We start from the raw sequence: 17,347 nt of genomic DNA on the forward strand, positions 1-17,347 counted from the left end.
TGGGTCAAAAGCGCATCGTGCAGACACCATTTGTCACATGCGACCAGATTGCCGCCGCAGCCAGAACACGAAGGTTCTGACCGCCGGACGCATAGAATTTTCATTGGTTACAATATGATATCCGCTGTTGCCCGGCTGGCAGAACAGTTCGACCAGCCGTCCATCGGCGATGTCGGATTCGACAAAATGCCGCGCCGTCACCGTGACGCCCTGACCCGCGCGGAGCCCGTCCAGCAGCAGGTTTCCGGGCAATGCAATTCGCCCGGCACGGGGGCCGTGCTCTACCCCTTGTCCAGCAAGCCATGTCGTTGCTTCAGTGGTCCCGAATTCTTCCAACCAAGGCAGCTGACTTAACTCGGCAGCAGTCCAGTTCGTCTTGTCCCCCAGCAATGAAGGCGCGGCCACTATGGTAATCGGGCTTGGCAGCAAAAGCTCGGATGTCACTCCGGGCCAGCCTCCCGCTCCATAACGAAGAGCCACATCCACCCCGCCGGGCCCGAGGGTCACAAGCTTTGGGGTGGGTTCCAACGCCAAGTCAATATCCGGATGTTCCGCCTGAAAAGCCGGCAGCCTTGGCATCAGCCACGATGCAGCGAAAGACGGGGTTAGAGAAACATGAACCGGTCGATCAAGGCCCGATTGCACCAGATCGGTCACTGCCGCGCCAATGGCACGAAACCCAAGGTGTAAAGCTTGGGCCAGATGCTCACCCTCGGGTGTTAGAACCATCGACTTGCCCGACCGGTCCAGAAGGCTGGTACCTAAGTGCTTTTCCAACGCCCGCAGCTGCTGGCTGATTGCAGCGTGGCTGACATTCAACATCGAACCCGCCTGCACCACATTGCCCGTTTCCGCAAAAGCAGAAAAAGCCCTGAGCGCCGCAAGGGGCGGCATCTTCATCCAATCCATCTGTAAGCCTTACTTACACACTGACAAGGTAATTGAGTCGCATTTTCGGGCCCACAGGGCAATCCTCAAATAAGCTACAAACAGCAAGGGAGTGCAAAAATGCTTTCGATCCTAGCGCGCAGTTTCATGACCGCGACCCAAAGCATGGACCGCAATCAGCAAGAAAAGCAACACCGTCAGAGTTGGCTGCCGGAGGCGCATTGGTGGAAACAAAAAAGCGATGCGCGCGAAAAGGTGTGTCTGGACCACACCTTTTTTCGTCGGTAATCTAAAAAGTCAGCACCGGCTGTTCTGGAAACGCGCGAACAGATGGAACAGCCGGTGCTTCAACCTTCGGACGGCGAACCGTCCGGAGGTATTCTTTTCGCCTTACTGACCGCCACCCAGCTGGTGGACATAAGCGGTCACGGCGCGGATCTGCGCCTGAGTCAGGCGGTTTTCCCACGGAGGCATAACGCCGAAGCGGCTGTAGGTGACCGTCTCGGTCAAAGCCTCTTCACTGCCGCCGTACAACCAGATCGCGTCGGTCAGGTTCGGCGCGCCCTGGAAGACATCGCCTTTGCCGTCTTCGCCGTGGCAGGCCGCGCAATTGTCTTCGAAGACAACCTTACCGGCTTCAGCCGCTGCGTCATCCGACTGGGCGTTGGTCAGGGACATCACATACTGAACGACCTGAGTGATCTCATCCTTTTCCAGAAGCTCGCCAAAGGCCGGCATCTCGGAATAGCGCGCATCGTCGCTTTCTTCATTCCGGATACCATAGGCAACGGTATATTCGATATCCTCAAGCGAACCGCCCCAAAGCCAGGCGTCATCCAGAAGGTTCGGGAAGCCGGTGGCCCCCTGCGCGCCCGAGCCGTGGCACTGCGCACACCAAGTGCGGAATACGGCACCACCCGAGTTCACAGCGTATTGCTGCAATTCGGCGTCCGCCGAGATTTCCTCAAGCGGCGTTTCCACCAGCCGCGCATTCCAAGGCGCGTTGGCTTCTTCGAAGGACACGATATCCTGCTGCACTTCCGCACGCGAGGACCAGCCGGTAACACCCGCGGTTGCCGATTGAACCAGCGGCCATGCCGGATACATGATGGTGTAGATCACGCCCCAGAAGATACAGGCGTAGAAGGTCCACAGCCACCAGCGAGGCATCGGATTGTCGAATTCTTCGATACCGTCCCAGCTGTGACCCGTAGTATTCGGATCGCCCGGCTGTTTATCAGGTGTCTTGCTCATGGCCGCGCCTCCTTGGATTCGGCGGGTTTGTCTTGATGCCGGAAGGGGATGTTGGCGGTGTCGTTGTATTCCTTGCTGGAACCGGGGCGGAAAACCCACACCACGATGCCAATGAAGAAAGTGAACAACAACAACAGCATCCAGCTATCTGCGAACTGTCTGAGGAGTGTGTATTCTTCCATAACGCCCTCCTTAGCGGTTTGCGTCCGGGGTGAAGGTCGAAAAATCGACCAGCGTGCCCAGCATCTGAAGATAAGCCACCAACGCATCCGCTTCGGTCAGCTCGGGCTGACCGTCGAAGTTGCGCACGCTGACCTTGTCGCCATAGCGCTCAAGCAGCCCGTCATAGTCGCTGTCGGGATCGGCCTGCGCACGGAAGTCAGCCTCGGCATTGGCCAGCATGTCCTCGGTGTAAGGCGTGCCGACAACGGCGTTCGCCTGCATGATGTCACCGATATACTTGCCGTCCAGCTTACGGTTTTCGAGGAAGCCGTATTTCGGCATCACCGATTCCGGAACAACCGACTGCGGATCACGCAGGTGGTCCACATGCCACTGGTCCGAATAGCGGCCTCCCACACGGGCCAGATCAGGACCGGTCCGTTTCGATCCCCACTGGAACGGGTGATCATACATCGATTCAGCCGCCAATGAGTAGTGGCCATAGCGTTCGACCTCGTCCCGCATGGGGCGGATCATCTGGCTGTGGCAGACATAGCAGCCTTCGCGAATGTAGATTTCACGCCCTGCCATCTCGAGAGGGGTGTAAGGGCGCATGCCCTCCACCTTCTCGATGGTGTTCTCAAGATAGAACAGCGGGGTGATCTGCACGATGCCACCGATGGTCACGACCAAAAAGCTGAATACCAGCAGGAGGGTCGCGTTGGTCTCGAGGATCTTATGTTTGTCGAGAATTGCCATTGCTCCGGCCCTCCTTATTCAGCCGGGACCGCGACGGACAGGCTGGCCTCTTTGGCCGGCGCTTTCCGCACAGTCATCCACAGGTTGTAGCACATGATCACGGCACCAGCGACGAACATCACGCCACCCAGAGCACGCACCACATACATCGGGAACTTAGCAGCCACGGTGTCAGCGAACGAATTCACCAGGAAGCCGTTGGCATCCACTTCACGCCACATCAGGCCTTCCATGATACCAGTGACCCACATCGACGCGGCATAGAGAACGATGCCGATCGTGGCGAGCCAGAAGTGCCAGCTGACCATTTGCAGCGAATACAGACGCTCGCGCTTCCACAGGACGGGAACCAGGAAGTACAGCGCCCCAAAAGTGATCATGCCATTCCAGCCCAGCGCGCCCGAGTGCACGTGACCAATGGTCCAGTCGGTGTAGTGAGACAACGAGTTCACAGCGCGGATCGACATCATCGGACCCTCAAACGTGGACATGCCGTAGAAGCCGACCGAGATTACCATCATACGGATCACTGGATCGGTGCGCAGCTTGTCCCATGCGCCCGACAGCGTCATCAGACCGTTGATCATACCACCCCAGGACGGCATCCACAGCACGACCGAGAACACCATGCCCAGCGTCGAAGCCCAATCCGGCAGCGCGGTATAGTGCAGGTGGTGCGGACCGGCCCAGATATACAGGAAGATCAGCGCCCAGAAGTGGATGATCGACAGCTTGTAGCTGAACACCGGACGTTCGGCCTGTTTCGGGATGAAGTAATACATCATGCCCAGGAAACCGGCGGTCAGGAAGAAGCCCACAGCGTTGTGGCCGTACCACCACTGGATCATGGCGTCTTGCACGCCCGACCAGACGATGACCGATTTCGAACCCCAGATGCTGACCGGGATGGTGATGTTGTTCACCACGTGCAGCATTGCAACGGTCACGATAAAGGCCAGGTAGAACCAGTTGGCCACGTAGATATGCGGCTCTTTCCGCTTGATCACGGTGCCCAGATACACGGCCAGATAGGCGACCCAGACGATGGTCAGCCACAGGTCAACATACCATTCGGGTTCGGCATATTCTTTGGATTGCGTGCCACCCAGAACATAGCCGGTTGCAGCCAGAACGATGAACAGCTGATAGCCCCAGAACACGAACCACGCCAGATTGCCACCCCACAAGCGCGCGGCGCTGGTACGTTGCACCACGTAGAATGAGGTCGCAATCAGTGCGTTACCACCAAATGCAAAGATCACTGCCGAGGTGTGCAGCGGACGCAAACGGCCAAAGTTCAGATAGCCCTGCGCCCATTCAAAGTTCAGCGCCGGAAAGGCCAACTGGAACGCGATAAAGGTCCCTGCGACGAAACCGATCACCCCCCAAAAGGCGGTTGCGATCACGCCATAGCGGATCACCCCATCCATGTACTCACCGGAATGATCCTCGAATTTCTCTGGCTCATCCGTGTTTCTCAGCGTCCAGATGAACAAACCGCCGGCGATCAACATCACCAGAATTGCATGCACCTGATACGCCAAATCGCGTGCATAATTGGTTGCGATCGCGGCGAATACCGCAATCACACCAAGCACGATCAGCTTGATATAATTTGACATATTGCGTCCCTTTGCCATGCCCCGCGCGATTCTTTGGTGTCGCGAGACCCATTTGACTGGCTGCTGTTTTCTACGACAGCTGCTCAAACTGCTTTGATCTGTGTCAAGACAGAGCTCCGCATACTATGACAATGCTGAGGAAACGAATGGGCTGGAACGTCGCAGGGAACCGGCCCGTAAGCACGAGGTCAACATGGCTTACAAATCTCTCCTCACTGTTATGACAGAAACCACCCAATCTGACTCGGCACTTGCACAGGTCGTCGCGCTGGCTGGGGCTCAGGACGCGCATGCTGAAACACTGTGTCTTGGCGTCGACCGCAGCCAGACAGGGTATTATTACGCGGGCGCTAACGCTTTGATTCTTCAGGAAACCCTAAGCCGGGCCAATGCTGAAGCCGAAGAGATTCTGGCATTCGCAAAAGACTTCTTTACCAAGTCAGGAGTGCGATGGTCTGCCGAATCCGGTGTTGCGCAAATCGCTGATTTGGGGCGACATGTTGCGCATCGCGCCCGGTTTTCCGACCTTGTCGTTTTGCCGCAGCCCTACGGTGAAAACCGCGGCGTCGAAGCGGAACCCATTGTCGAAGCCGCGATGTTCGAAGGGCACACCCCTGTATTGATTGTTCCGGACTCGGCTAAAGTCTTCAGCAAGCCCGGCACCATTTTGATCGGCTGGAATGAAAGCGTCGAGGCCATGCGCGCTATTCGCCGGGCTTTGCCTTTCCTTATTGCGGCAACCCAAGTGCGTATCGTTGTAATTGACCCGCCTCGGCATGGCCCGGATCGTTCGGACCCCGGCGGGATGCTGTCACAGATGCTATCGCGCCATGGGGTCAAGTGTGAAATCGATGTTCTCAGCAAAACCATGCCACGGGTATCAGATATCCTGAACCGTCACGCTGTGGATACTCAGGCTGATATGATCGTCATGGGGGCTTACGGCCACTCGCGCTTCCGCGAAGCCATTCTTGGCGGCGCAACTCGCAACATGTTGGAACAATCCTCGGTTCCGGTCTTTCTGGCGCACTGAAAGGCGTCAGACCAGAAAGCCACCATCCGAGTCGTCACCCGCTTCTTCCATAAGGCGGCCCATATCGGGGATCGTCACGTGGCGCTTGCCTTCCAAAAGGATGACTTCATCTTTTTTGAGCGCCGAGATCTGGCGGCTGACCGTTTCCAGTGTCAGGCCGAGGTAATCGGCCATCGCCTCGCGGGTCAACGGCAGGTCGAAGACGATGGGTCCCCCTTTTTGGTTGATTGAGGCATCGCGGCGCGCGATGATCGACAGCAAGCTCGCGATCTTCTCGCGCGCGGTCTTGCGCCCCAGCACCAGCATCCATTCGCGGGCCGCGTCCAGTTCGTCAAGCGTCATCTGCAGCAACCGATGTGCGATGTGCGGCGTGGTGTTCATCAGTTCTTCGAAAGGCTTCTTCCGGAAGCAGCACATGACCAGATCGGTCGTCGCCTGCACATCATAGGGGGCCGATTCGCGCCCCGGTCGTCCGACAAAATCGCTGGGCAGCAAAAGGCCCACCATCTGGGTCCTGCCATCTTCCATCGTCTGGGTCAAAGAGGCGATACCAGAGACGACGGACCCAACGAAATTCATTTGGTCACCTGACCAGATGACCGTCTGTCCGGCTTCGAAACTACGATAATATTTAATGCCTTCAAGCTCTTCCAGCTCATCAGCATCACAATGGGCACACACGGCCCGATGTCGGATCGGGCAGTCTGCACAGTTCGTATGGTCGATCTTGAATGTGGGTGTCATGCGCGCTTCCACTTGATCTCTATCAAAGCATCTGTTCGTGGCGTCCTCTAACCGTACCGTTATGATAGTAAAACCACAACTGGCACGGCTTGGACTATTTGACGCGAAAGTCCCGCGTTACACAAGCTATCCCACCGCCCCCCACTTCAGCAATGACGTAGGGTCAGAGCTTTTTGGAGACTGGATTTCCGGCATCACACCCGGAAGCGAGATCTCGTTGTATATCCACGTTCCGTTCTGCCGCAGGCTATGCTGGTTCTGCGCCTGCCGGACGCAAGGCACCCAAACGGACAATCCGGTCATCGCCTATGTGGATGTCCTCAAAGCCGAGCTGGACCTGCTGGCCGCGCGCTTGCCCCAGGGCGTGACCCTGTCGCGTCTGCATTGGGGCGGCGGTACGCCGACCTTGCTGAACGCGGATCTGATGCGCGAACTGGCGGCGCGAATTCTGGACGTGGTGCCTTTGGGGCCGAATGCCGAATTCTCGGTCGAGATCGACCCCAACGAGATTGACGAGGCACGTTTGGATGCCTTGGCCGAGGCCGGGATGAACCGCGCCTCAATCGGGGTGCAGGATTTCGACGACGAGATACAGAAGACCATCGGCCGCATCCAAAGCTATGACACCACGCGCAAGGCCGTGGACATGATCCGCGAACGCGGCATCACCAGCTTGAACGCCGATATCCTCTATGGACTGCCGCATCAGACCAAGACACGGATGACGGAAAGCGTGCAAAAACTGCTGTCGCTCAACCCCGATCGCGTGGCGCTATATGGCTATGCGCATGTGCCGTGGATGGCCAAACGGCAGCAGATGATTCCCTCGGACGCGCTGCCTACTCCGGAACAGCGTCTGGATCTGTTCGACACCGCCCGTCGTCTGTTCATGTGGGACAATTACGCCGAGATCGGCATCGACCACTTCGCCACGCAGGAAGACGGCCTGACCCGCGCGTTGAACGCCGGTAAGCTCAAGCGCAATTTCCAGGGCTATACCGACGATCAGGCCGAGGTTCTGATCGGGGTCGGGGCCAGCTCGATCTCGCGCTTTCCGCAGGGCTATGCGCAGAACGCGCCCGCTACGTCGGCTCATACCAAGGCCATCCGAGAGCGGCGATTCTCGACCTCGCGCGGACACCTGTTCAAAGGTCAGGACGTACTGCGCGCGCGCCTGATCGAGGCACTGATGTGCGATTTTCAGATCAACACGGCCGAAATCCTGCGCGACCACGACATCACCTTCGCGGAATTGCAGAGCATGTATGCCGACGCGAATGCCGCCTTTGACGGGCTGCTGCGCATCACCGAGGATGGTCTTTTCATCCCGCAAGAGGCCCGCGCCCTCACCCGCATGATAGCCCGCAGCTTTGACGCCTATGACCTGAGCAAGGCAGGCCACAGCTCGGCGATCTGACCTCTTTCCGGCGGGCCGGGTTCACGGCCTGCCGACCCCCAACCCGCACAGGGGCTTGACGCAGGCCTCTGGTTTTCTCCACACTCGGGGCGTGCAATCGCACCCCGAGGCAGGCGAATTCGCAGACAGTTCTGACCCGCGCATCCGCGCCGGACAGCCCTTTTCGTGCAGGTATTTCTGCAACCTGAACAAGGGACAGCACCCATGCGCGTTTTCACCGTCCTCGGCCCCAGCCAATCGGGCAAAACCACTCTGGTCGAAGCGATCAGCCGCCTCGACGGGCGGCCCACCACATTCGACGTGTCCGGGACCGTGCATTTGCACGGTTTTTCTTACTTAGATGAGCCATGGTGCGCCATAGACGTCGACGGGGGCGGCGATAATCTGGCTTATGTCGGGCCTGCCATGGCGATCTCGGACGCGGCGGTCGTGGTCGTTCCACCTGATCCCAACGCGGCCGTCCTGTGTGCGCCCTATTTGCGTTTGGTCGAAGAGGCCGGCATCCCCTGTTTCCTGTTCATTAACCGTATGGACAGCCCCAATGGCCGCATCCGCGACATCATCTCGGCGCTGCAAACCTATTGCACCCATCACATCGCCTTGCGGCAGGTGCCGATCCGCGAAGGTGACACGATTGTTGGTGCGGTGGACCTGATCTCGGAACGGGCGTGGAAATATCAGGAAGGACAGCCATCGGCCCTGATCGAACTGCCGCAATCGGTCGAGGACCGGGAACAAGAAGCGCGGACTGAACTGCTGGAAACCCTGTCGGACTTTGATGATCACCTGCTGGAACAACTGATCGAAGACAAACAGCCCCCCAGCGGTGAGATTTACGATCTGGCCGCACAGGTCCTGCAGAACCACCAGCTGATCCCGGCCTGTCTGGGCGCGGCCAGCCATGGCAACGGGCTGACCCGCCTGATGAAAGCCCTACGGCACGAAGCACCCGAGTTCGACATCGCCGCCGACCGCGACGAGGCCGCCGAGAACGCCCGCGCCATCGCAGGGTTCGCGGATGTGAAAAAGCATATCGGCAAGATCGTGGTCCTGCGCGGCCTCGGCGATGGCGTCAAAGCGCATGAGGCATTGGGCGGTGAGACGGTCGGCAATCTGACCACACTGGACGCCAAGACCCAGATCACTGACTTGCCCGCCGGGCAGATCGGGCTGGCGGTGAAATCCGATCACCTGAACCCCGGCAACATCTATGATAGCAAAGGCGCGACACCGCTGCCCGAATGGGCCTCGTCACACCCGGCGGGGCACCGTCAGGTCGTCTCACCCGCGCATGAGCGCGACGACGTGCGCCTGTCCAACGCCCTGTCGCGTCTGGTCGAGATCGACCCCGGCCTGCATCTGGGACAAGACGACCTGAGCGGCCACGCCGTTCTAGGTTCGCAAGGTCCGCAGCATATGCGCCGCGTGACGGCGAAGCTGGCCGAGGATTTCGGGATCGAGATCGCCACCGACACCGTCGAAACAGCCTATCGCGAGACGATCCGCGCACCCGTCGAACATCGCCACCGTCACCGCAAGCAATCGGGCGGCGCAGGGCAGTTTGCCGACGTGGTGATCTCAGTCGCGCCCATGCCACGCGGGGCGGGGTTCCAGTTCGAAGAGGTGGTCAAAGGCGGCGCGGTCCCGCGCAACTATATCCCCTCGGTCGAACATGGGGCCAAAGACGCGCTGGAACAGGGGCCCGAAGGGTTTCCCGTGGTTGATGTAAAAGTCACGCTGAGCGATGGCAAGCACCACAACGTCGACAGTTCCGATTATGCCTTCCGCACGGCAGGCAAGAACGCAGTCCGCGAGGCGCTGCCCCAAGCCAAGCCCGTGGTGCTGCAACCGATCCTGAGTGCGGAGATCCACCTGCCCTCAGACTTCGTGGGCGATCTGGTCCCCACCATCAGTTTCTTGCAGGGTCAGGTGCTGGGGTTCGAAGGCAATCCAAACGCCTCAGGCTGGGAGATTTTCAATGCCCAGCTTCCCGCCGTGGCCGAAGATGAACTGCACCGCACCCTCGCCAGCGCCACACGCGGCACCGGCTGGGTCAAGCTGAGCTTTGATCACTATGAAGAACTGCGTGGTCCAGTGCCGAAACCGGCAGCGCAGGAAAAAGCCAGCGCGTAAACAAAAGGCGGGCTGAAATCAGCCCGCCGCCGCAATCAGCTCGCGGGTATAGTCGGTCTGGGCGTTCTCGAACAGATCTTCGGCTGTGCCCATCTCGACCACATCGCCGTTGCGCATGACGATCACGTTGTGGGACATGGCGCGTACGACCTTGAGGTCGTGGCTGATGAACAGATAGGCCAGCCCGTATTTCCGCTGCAGATCGCGCAACAGATCAACGATTTGCACCTGCACCGTCATGTCCAGCGCGCTGGTGGGTTCGTCCAGCACCAACAGCTTGGGCCGCAGCACCATGGCCCGCGCGATGGCGATCCGTTGACGTTGCCCGCCTGAAAACTCGTGCGGATACCGGTCCATCGCGGCAGGGTCGAGGCCCACTTCGGTCATCACTTCGGCTACCAGATCACGCGGCGCACGGTGCGGGTCAACCTTGTGGATCGCCAACCCCTCGGCAATGATCTGCATACAAGTCATTCGAGGGCTGAGGCTTCCGAACGGATCCTGGAACACGATCTGCATATCCTTGCGCAGCCGTCGCAGCTCGCGCGTGGACCAGCGGCGTACGTCCTGATCACGGAAGGTGATCCTGCCCTCGGACGCAATCAGCCGCATGATCGCCAGCGCCAGCGTCGTCTTACCCGAGCCGCTTTCGCCGACGATGCCCAGCGTCTCACCCGCGCGCACGCTGAGCGTGGCGTCATTAACCGCCTTCACATGCCCAACGGTGCGTTTCAGAAATCCGCGCTGGATCGGGAACCAGATCTTGAGGTGATCTGTCCGCGCAACCTCTTCGGCATCCGACGCCACCGGATCAGGCTGGCCCGAAGGCTCGGCCCCCAGCAGTTTGCGCGTATAGGGGTGTTGGGGGTTGTCAAAAATCTCGGTCGTGACGCCGGTCTCGACAATCTCACCGTCTTTCATCACGCAGACCCGGTCAGCGATGCGGCGCACGATGCCAAGGTCATGGGTGATGAACAGCATCCCCATGTTTTCCGACTTTTGCAGCTCGGCCAGCAGTTCAAGGATTTGCGCCTGAATGGTCACATCCAGCGCCGTTGTGGGTTCATCCGCGATCAGAATATCGGGCTTGTTGGCCAGCGCCATGGCGATCATCACCCGTTGCCGCTGCCCGCCTGACAACTGATGCGGATAGCTGTCCAGCCGGTCACGCGGATCACGGATGCCCACCTTGGTCAGCAGTTCCACAATCCGGTCTCTTGCAGCATCCCCAGTAACGCCCTGATGCAGCGCCAGCGATTCCGCCATCTGTTTCTGAATCGTATGCAGCGGGTTCAGCGAGGTCATCGGTTCCTGGAAGATAAAGCTGATGTCGTTTCCACGCACATCCATCAACTTGTCTTCTGACGCTCCGATCATTTCATCGCCGTCATACTTGACCGAACCTTCAACGATCGCACTGTCGCCCAGCAGCGACACCGTGGACAGCGCCGTCACCGATTTGCCCGACCCGGATTCGCCCACCAAAGCCACGGTTTCCCCACGATCAACGGTAAAGGACACGCCTTTGACAGCCGCCGAGACCTGACCATCCTGCTTGAACGAGACCTTCAGGTTGTTCACATCCAAAAGGCTCATGAGAAGGTCTTTCTGGGATCAAACGCATCGCGGACGCCTTCGAAGATGAAGACCAGAAGCGACAGCATGATGGCAAAGGTGAAAAACGCGGTAAAGGCCAACCACGGGGCCTGCAGGTTCTGTTTCGCCTGCAAGGTCAGCTCGCCCAGTGATGGGGACGAGGACGGCAGGCCGAAGCCAAGGAAATCCAGCGAGGCCAAACCGCCAATTGTACCCGTCACGATGAACGGCATGAAGGTCAGCGTCGCCACCATGGCATTCGGCAGCATGTGGCGGAACATGATCGTCATGTTGCCCACGCCCAGCGCCCGTGCGGCGCGCACGTATTCAAGGTTTCGCGCCCGCAGGAATTCAGCCCTGACGACACCGACCAAGCCCGTCCAACTGAACAGGATCATCAGGATCACCAGCAGCCAGAAACTTCGCCCCAACACCGCAAACATGATGATGATGACATAAAGCGAGGGCGTCGCTGACCAGATCTCAATCACACGCTGAAATATCAGGTCCAGCCAACCGCCAAAGAAGCCCTGAATGGCCCCCGCAAAGATACCGACAATGCTGGCAGCGCCAGTTACCATCAGCGTGAACAGAATGGACAGACGGAAACCATATATCACCCGCGCCAGCACATCGCGCTTGGTATCATCGGTACCCAGCAGGTTCTGCCCATTGGGCGGAAGCGGCGCGGCACCTGGGCGATCCACGCTGGTGTTGAAGGAATAGGGGATCAACGGCCAGATTGCCCAGCCGCGTTCGAACCCGTCAGCTTCATAGGTGCCAGCCTCGATCTGTTCGATGATACCTTCGGGGTCGTCGAAACAGTCTTCAATCCCGCCGCTGTCGATCAGGCACATGACCTCGGGGTCGCGATAGATCGCCTCGGTCTGGAAATCTCCTCCGAACTCCGTTTCGGCGTAGAAATTGAAGACCGGCGTGTAGAATTCGCCCCGATACTTCAAAAGGATCGGTTTGTCATTGGCGATGAACTCGGCGAACAGCGACAGGCCGAACAGGATCGAAAAGATGATCAGTGACCAGAAGGCCCGGCCATTGCGGCGGAAGTTGCGCCAGCGGCGCTGATTGAGCGGAGAAAGAGCCATTTACCCCTCGCGCTTTTCAAAGTCGATGCGCGGGTCGACCAGCACATACATCAGGTCACTGATGATGCCCACAACCAGACCCATCAGGCCAAAGATAAACAAGGTGCCAAAGATCACCGGATAGTCGCGCGCCACGGCGGCCTCAAAGCCAAGTCTACCCAGACCATCCAGTGAAAAGATCGTCTCGATAATGATCGAGCCACCAAAGAACACACCGATGAACACGGCTGGAAAGCCGGCGATTACGATCAGCATCGCGTTGCGGAACACATGGCCATACAGCACCTTCCGCTCGCTCAGTCCCTTGGCGCGGGCAGTCATGACGTATTGCTTTTTGATCTCGTCCAGAAACGAGTTCTTGGTCAGCAGCGTCAGCGTCGCAAAAGCCGAAATCGTAAGCGCTATGATCGGCAAAGCGATGTGCCAGAAATAGTCCGTAATCTTGCCGAACAGGCTAAGGCTGTCCCAATTGTCCGAGGTCAGCCCCCGCAGCGGGAATATCTGCCAGTAGGAACCACCGGCGAACAACACCAGCAACAGGATCGCGAACAGGAAACCGGGTATGGCATAGGCAACAATGATCGCCCCGCTGGTCACGGTATCAAACCGCGATCCGTCCTTGACGGCCTTGCGAATGCCCAGCGGGATCGAGACCAGATAGGCAATCAGGGTCGACCAAAGACCCAGCGAGATCGACACAGGCATCTTTTCCAACACCAGATCGATCACACTGATCGACCGGAAATAGCTCTCGCCAAAATCCAGTGTCAGGTAGTTGCCCATCATAGACAAAAACCGCTCGACCGGCGGTTTGTCGAACCCAAACTCTTTCTCAAGCTCGGCGATGAATTCAGGCGGAAGACCACGGGCGCCGACGTATTTGTCGTCAAAGGCCCCTCCGGCGGGTTCAGCGGCCGCTCCGGCGTCACCGCTGCCTGCAAAACCGGCAAAGACGTCACCCTGCCCTTCGATTTGAGCAATGATCTGTTCGATCGGTCCACCGGGTACGAACTGAACCAGCGTGAAGTTGACAATCATGATGCCTAGAAGGGTCGGAATAACCAGCAACAGGCGTCTTAGAATATAGGCGCCCATGTTAACGCAGTGCGCCTTTTGCCTTCAGGTCAGCCTCTTTTTCAGGGTTTACCCACCAAAGATCCAGATAACCGAGCGTGAAAGGCGGCAGGTTTTCAGGGTATTCGTACATGTCGTAGTAAGCCGTCCAGTAGTCCGCGACATAACCGTCAGGGATGATAAAGAACTCATACCTCAGGACACGGTCCAATGCCATAAGTGCTGCGTCTTGTTCTTCCTGATTTGTCGTATCGAAGGAGGATTCGATGACCGCGTCAACCAAAGGACTGGCCAAACCCGCAGGGTTGAACAGGCTAAAGGCGGCTTCTTCCGAACCGTACATCTGGCTAAGACCGCCGCCCGTCGACAAAAACGATCCATACCGGTTCGAATAAACCATGTCGTAGTCGCGCTCACGACGGCGCAGTGTGAACTGTGATGGATCAACCTTCTCGGCCGAGGCATCCACGCCAATCGCCTGCAGGTTTTGAACGAAAGTCTCGATCATCGTAGCCGTCGATGTGGGAATGCTTGAGGCGTAAGGGATGTTCACCTTCAGCGTCTGCCCTTCTGCGTTGCGCCGCAGATTGCCGTCACCAACCGGCCAACCGGCCTCGTCCAGCAACTTCGAAGCCTTGCGCAGATTTCGACGATCATTCAGGCGCGCCGAATTGGATTCATGAGTAACCAAGGCAGGTTCGCTCAGGACTTCGGCAGGCACAACGTCGCCCAGCGCCTCGAGGAAGGAAAGCTCAGCCCCTTCTGGTGCGCCCGTCGCTTCAAGATGAGTACCTTGCACAAACGAGCTGCGCGGTGAATTGAGACCGAACATCAGCGATTCATTGGCCCATTCGAAATTGAAGGCCAGCGCTATGGCTTTGCGGACATTCTTATCCTCGAACTGCGGCTTTCCCAGATTGAACACGAAACCCGATGGCGTCGGCGGGCTGCCATCCGTAATCTCATCACGAACGACCGACCCTTGGGTCAGCTTTGGAAAGTCATACCCCGAAGCCCAAAGCTTGGGGTCGCTTTCGATGCGCATTGTGTATTCGCCGGCCTTGAACCCTTCGAACGCGGCGGTCTGGTCGGCGAAATACTCGACCCGAATGGTGTCGTAGTTGTTGCGCCCGACATTGATCGGCAAATCCTGCCCCCAATAATCGTCGCGCCGCTTGTAAACGATGCGACGGTTAATGTCATAGCTATCCAGCTTGTACGGCCCCGACCCAACAGCCACTTCAAGCCGCGGTTCGTCCAGTCGGCGGCTCTCATCGGCCTCGAACCACGCTTTCGAAAACACCGGTGTCGAGCCAACCGTTTCGATCAACCCACGCCGTGTCACTTCGGGACTGAACGTAAACTTGACCGTATGATCATCCAATGCTTCGGCACCGGTCACCATCCGGCCAACGGCCTGCGCATAAGATGGAAGACCCTGTTCGATAAGCAGTCGGTGGCTATAGACCACATCTTCGGCAGTTACTGGCGATCCGTCCCAGAATGTCGCTTCGGGCCGGATGTGAAAGATCACATAGTTGCGGCCTTCGTCATACTCCATGCTTTCCGCAAGCAGGCCATAGTATTGACCCACACTATCCGAGGTGCTGTCGATCAACGAGTCGTACTGCAGGGTCGTCAATGCACCGGCACGCCCTTTGCGCGAATACGGGTTCAGAGAGTCGAACGTGCCTGATCCAGCCAGCGACAGCTCGCCACCCTTTGGGGCTTCGGGATTCACATAACCCAGATGCGGATAATCCGCCGGGTAGTCCAGATTACCAAAATAAGAGTACCCATGGCTGCGCGTCACATTTTCTTCTGCGGCCCTGACGGCGCTGCTTGCCCCCATAACAAGCGCTATTCCCAATGCTGCCGCCCAAGGTCGCATATTCGAAACGCGCAGTGCAGGCAGGAGGGGTGTCATGTGGCTCATCCTCTGGATCGTTGTCGTCTTTATTTTCGTACGCGAAAGCTAAAAGGCCAGCGCTGACAGATTCAAGTTTAGAATGCGTGAGCGCTTTGTGAAGTTCTGTTTAGACAAAAAAAGCCGCTGCACAAAGCAGCGGCTTTCAATTTTTGGAATATCCAAGGACTGGATCAGTTGCCGATTGTCTGCAGATAGGCAATCAGGTCGGCACGCTCTTGCGGTTTTTTCAAACCAGCAAAGCTCATCGAAGTGCCCGAGATATACGCACTTGGGCGGGTCAGGAACGCATCCAGTGCCTCAGGAGTCCAGTTGCCACCATGCGCTTGCATCGAAGCCGAATAGCCGGTGAAACCCTTGGCCGATGCAACAGGGCGGTCAACAACGGCGTAAAGGTAGGGTCCGGTTCCGTTGGCTCCGTCTTCCAGTTTGTGGCAAGCGGTGCATTTGCGGAAAACGCGAGCGCCTTTTTCCGGATCGGCGGCGGCCAGCAGGTCTTCGAACACCACTTCTTCGGCGTTGGCGCTTTCACCAGAGCTTTCGGTTTCAATGATGTAAGAGGCCGTCTCGCCATGACCATCGGCATGGTACAGGCCTTCGGCGGCCCATTTGGCCAGAAGCAGCACCAGGAAGGTGCCAAACAGGCCTGCGGCGGCCTTGGTAACTGTCATCGTGTCGAACATTGATCGCGAGTCCATTTAGCTGTCTTGGGGGTGTCTAAGGCTTCCCCTGACAAGAGGCAAGGTATAGACACCGCGACTAAACGCCCAATCTTGGAACTTGTTGCACGGAATCGACCAAATGACCAAACGTATCGCATTTCAGGGGGAACCCGGCGCCTATAGCCACGAGGCTTGCCGCAACGCGCGCCCCGATATGGAGGCCCTGCCCTGCCGTACCTTCGAGGATGTGATCGAATCGGTTCGGTCAGGTGAAGCCGAACTTGCGATGTTGCCGGTTGAGAATACGACCTACGGCCGAGTGGCCGATATTCACCGCTTACTGCCCCATAGCGGGCTGCATATTATCGACGAGGCATTCGTTCGGGTGCATATCAACTTGTTGGCCGTTCCGGGTGCGACGCTGGAGGATGTTACCGAGGCGCATTCCCATCTGGTCTTGCTGCCACAATGTGCGGGCTTCCTGAAAAAACACGGCATCCGTGGCCGCGTCAGCCCAGACAATGCCCGCGCCGCGCGTGAAGTGTCCGAACAGGGCGAGGTTCACTCGGCGGCGTTGGCCAGCGAATTGGCCGGAGAGATCTACGGCCTGGACGTTCTGGCACGCCATATCGAGGATAACGACGACAACACCACTCGTTTTCTGGTGATGTCACGCGAAGCGGACGACGCTCGGCGCGGCGAAAACGGGATGATCACCAGCTTTGTCTTTCAGGTCCGGAATATTCCGGCGGCGCTTTACAAGGCGATGGGCGGATTTGCGACCAACGGTATCAACATGACCAAACTGGAAAGCTATATGGTCGACGGATCCTTTACGGCGACCCAGTTCTACGCTGATATCGTTGGCCATCCAGATGACCGCAACGTGCAACTGGCGATGGACGAGTTGCAGCACTTTACCACCAATGTCGAAGTTCTGGGCGTTTACCCGGCAGCGCAACCGCGCGGTTAG

The 17,347-nt window shown here is 58.1% G+C and carries 16 protein-coding genes; 5 read left to right on the forward strand and 11 right to left on the reverse strand.

The genetic code is table 11. From position 1 onward, the window contains the following. Window positions 1-33: 33 nt before the first annotated feature. A complete protein-coding gene (locus ACR3EG_RS17095) occupies window positions 34-909 on the reverse strand; it encodes a LysR family transcriptional regulator (protein WP_480498525.1) in 876 nt (291 codons plus the stop codon). Between the two features lie 126 nt (window positions 910-1,035). On the opposite strand from ACR3EG_RS17095, the gene ACR3EG_RS17100 reads away from it, so the two are divergent. Continuing rightward, on the forward strand, window positions 1,036-1,176 hold the full coding sequence (locus tag ACR3EG_RS17100; protein ID WP_480545968.1) for a hypothetical protein: 141 nt from the start codon (window positions 1,036-1,038) through the stop codon (window positions 1,174-1,176). 102 nt (window positions 1,177-1,278) lie between these two features. Here the strand turns inward: ACR3EG_RS17100 and ccoP are convergent, their stop codons facing one another. Genes ccoP through ccoN form a run of 4 tightly spaced genes read right to left on the reverse strand, consistent with a single transcriptional unit; the run spans window position 1,279 to window position 4,685 of the window. Further along, window positions 1,279-2,142: a cytochrome-c oxidase, cbb3-type subunit III gene (ccoP, locus tag ACR3EG_RS17105; RefSeq protein WP_480498527.1), complete on the reverse strand. Its 864-nt coding sequence runs from the start codon at window positions 2,140-2,142 to the stop codon at window positions 1,279-1,281. Beyond that, window positions 2,139-2,324, reverse strand: coding sequence for a cbb3-type cytochrome c oxidase subunit 3 (locus ACR3EG_RS17110; RefSeq protein ID WP_170355315.1), 186 nt, complete (start codon window positions 2,322-2,324; stop codon window positions 2,139-2,141). Before ACR3EG_RS17110 ends, ccoP begins: the two co-directional genes overlap by 4 nt. 10 nt (window positions 2,325-2,334) lie before the next feature. After that, the gene (gene ccoO, locus ACR3EG_RS17115; RefSeq protein ID WP_480498529.1) at window positions 2,335-3,063 is read right to left on the reverse strand and encodes a cytochrome-c oxidase, cbb3-type subunit II; all 729 of its coding nucleotides are present in this window, start codon (window positions 3,061-3,063) and stop codon (window positions 2,335-2,337) included. Window positions 3,064-3,077: 14 nt separating this feature from the next. After that, window positions 3,078-4,685, reverse strand: a complete 1,608-nt coding sequence (ccoN, locus tag ACR3EG_RS17120; RefSeq protein ID WP_209196729.1) for a cytochrome-c oxidase, cbb3-type subunit I — start codon at window positions 4,683-4,685, stop codon at window positions 3,078-3,080. Between the two features lie 193 nt (window positions 4,686-4,878). Here ccoN and ACR3EG_RS17125 point away from each other — a divergent pair, with 193 nt between their 5' ends. After that, the gene (locus ACR3EG_RS17125) at window positions 4,879-5,718 is read left to right on the forward strand and encodes a universal stress protein (protein WP_480498532.1); all 840 of its coding nucleotides are present in this window, start codon (window positions 4,879-4,881) and stop codon (window positions 5,716-5,718) included. Window positions 5,719-5,724: 6 nt separating this feature from the next. On the opposite strand, the gene fnrL is transcribed toward ACR3EG_RS17125, so the two are convergent. After that, window positions 5,725-6,462, reverse strand: a complete 738-nt coding sequence (fnrL, locus tag ACR3EG_RS17130; RefSeq protein WP_480498534.1) for a transcriptional regulator FnrL — start codon at window positions 6,460-6,462, stop codon at window positions 5,725-5,727. 61 nt (window positions 6,463-6,523) lie between these two features. On the opposite strand from fnrL, the gene hemN reads away from it, so the two are divergent. Both hemN and ACR3EG_RS17140 read left to right on the forward strand, forming a co-directional pair. Then, window positions 6,524-7,879 carry an oxygen-independent coproporphyrinogen III oxidase gene (gene hemN, locus ACR3EG_RS17135; protein WP_480498536.1) on the forward strand — a complete coding sequence of 452 codons (1,356 nt, stop codon included), beginning with the start codon at window positions 6,524-6,526 and terminating at the stop codon, window positions 7,877-7,879. A gap of 204 nt (window positions 7,880-8,083) precedes the next feature. Then, window positions 8,084-10,012, forward strand: coding sequence for an elongation factor G (locus ACR3EG_RS17140; protein WP_480498538.1), 1,929 nt, complete (start codon window positions 8,084-8,086; stop codon window positions 10,010-10,012). Between the two features lie 18 nt (window positions 10,013-10,030). Here ACR3EG_RS17140 and ACR3EG_RS17145 read toward each other — a convergent pair whose 3' ends face one another. The 5 genes from ACR3EG_RS17145 to ACR3EG_RS17165 all read right to left on the reverse strand — a co-directional run bounded on the left by ACR3EG_RS17145 (window position 10,031) and on the right by ACR3EG_RS17165 (window position 16,395). Next, window positions 10,031-11,608, reverse strand: a complete 1,578-nt coding sequence (locus tag ACR3EG_RS17145; RefSeq protein ID WP_480498539.1) for an ABC transporter ATP-binding protein — start codon at window positions 11,606-11,608, stop codon at window positions 10,031-10,033. Continuing rightward, a complete protein-coding gene (locus ACR3EG_RS17150; protein WP_480498541.1) occupies window positions 11,605-12,711 on the reverse strand; it encodes an ABC transporter permease in 1,107 nt (368 codons plus the stop codon). The genes ACR3EG_RS17145 and ACR3EG_RS17150 overlap by 4 nt, the downstream gene beginning before the upstream one ends. Then, complete coding sequence (locus ACR3EG_RS17155) at window positions 12,712-13,806, reverse strand: microcin C ABC transporter permease YejB (RefSeq protein WP_170754462.1); 1,095 nt, start codon at window positions 13,804-13,806, stop codon at window positions 12,712-12,714. Between the two features lies 1 nt (window position 13,807). After that, window positions 13,808-15,712, reverse strand: a complete 1,905-nt coding sequence (locus tag ACR3EG_RS17160; RefSeq protein WP_480498543.1) for an extracellular solute-binding protein — start codon at window positions 15,710-15,712, stop codon at window positions 13,808-13,810. A 173-nt stretch (window positions 15,713-15,885) separates the two neighbouring features. Further along, entirely contained in the window at window positions 15,886-16,395 is a 510-nt protein-coding gene (locus ACR3EG_RS17165) for a c-type cytochrome (RefSeq protein WP_480498558.1), read from the reverse strand. Between the two features lie 118 nt (window positions 16,396-16,513). On the opposite strand from ACR3EG_RS17165, the gene ACR3EG_RS17170 reads away from it, so the two are divergent. Continuing rightward, window positions 16,514-17,347 (forward strand): prephenate dehydratase, encoded by an 834-nt coding sequence (locus tag ACR3EG_RS17170; protein ID WP_170355326.1) that lies wholly within the window; start codon window positions 16,514-16,516, stop codon window positions 17,345-17,347.

The organism is Ruegeria sp. AM7 (assembly GCF_056535965.1).

What these genes read in the sequence shown, in the direction of transcription:
- ACR3EG_RS17095 (WP_480498525.1), bottom strand. Translation starts at nt 909, where the DNA reads ATGGATTGGATGAAGATGCCGCCCCTTGCGGCGCTCAGGGCTTTTTCT.
- ACR3EG_RS17100 (WP_480545968.1), top strand. Translation starts at nt 1,036, where the DNA reads ATGACCGCGACCCAAAGCATGGACCGCAATCAGCAAGAAAAGCAACAC.
- ccoP (WP_480498527.1), bottom strand. Translation starts at nt 2,142, where the DNA reads ATGAGCAAGACACCTGATAAACAGCCGGGCGATCCGAATACTACGGGT.
- ACR3EG_RS17110 (WP_170355315.1), bottom strand. Translation starts at nt 2,324, where the DNA reads ATGGAAGAATACACACTCCTCAGACAGTTCGCAGATAGCTGGATGCTG.
- ccoO (WP_480498529.1), bottom strand. Translation starts at nt 3,063, where the DNA reads ATGGCAATTCTCGACAAACATAAGATCCTCGAGACCAACGCGACCCTC.
- ccoN (WP_209196729.1), bottom strand. Translation starts at nt 4,685, where the DNA reads ATGTCAAATTATATCAAGCTGATCGTGCTTGGTGTGATTGCGGTATTC.
- ACR3EG_RS17125 (WP_480498532.1), top strand. Translation starts at nt 4,879, where the DNA reads ATGGCTTACAAATCTCTCCTCACTGTTATGACAGAAACCACCCAATCT.
- fnrL (WP_480498534.1), bottom strand. Translation starts at nt 6,462, where the DNA reads ATGACACCCACATTCAAGATCGACCATACGAACTGTGCAGACTGCCCG.
- hemN (WP_480498536.1), top strand. Translation starts at nt 6,524, where the DNA reads ATGATAGTAAAACCACAACTGGCACGGCTTGGACTATTTGACGCGAAA.
- ACR3EG_RS17140 (WP_480498538.1), top strand. Translation starts at nt 8,084, where the DNA reads ATGCGCGTTTTCACCGTCCTCGGCCCCAGCCAATCGGGCAAAACCACT.
- ACR3EG_RS17145 (WP_480498539.1), bottom strand. Translation starts at nt 11,608, where the DNA reads ATGAGCCTTTTGGATGTGAACAACCTGAAGGTCTCGTTCAAGCAGGAT.
- ACR3EG_RS17150 (WP_480498541.1), bottom strand. Translation starts at nt 12,711, where the DNA reads ATGGCTCTTTCTCCGCTCAATCAGCGCCGCTGGCGCAACTTCCGCCGC.
- ACR3EG_RS17155 (WP_170754462.1), bottom strand. Translation starts at nt 13,806, where the DNA reads ATGGGCGCCTATATTCTAAGACGCCTGTTGCTGGTTATTCCGACCCTT.
- ACR3EG_RS17160 (WP_480498543.1), bottom strand. Translation starts at nt 15,712, where the DNA reads ATGACACCCCTCCTGCCTGCACTGCGCGTTTCGAATATGCGACCTTGG.
- ACR3EG_RS17165 (WP_480498558.1), bottom strand. Translation starts at nt 16,395, where the DNA reads ATGTTCGACACGATGACAGTTACCAAGGCCGCCGCAGGCCTGTTTGGC.
- ACR3EG_RS17170 (WP_170355326.1), top strand. Translation starts at nt 16,514, where the DNA reads ATGACCAAACGTATCGCATTTCAGGGGGAACCCGGCGCCTATAGCCAC.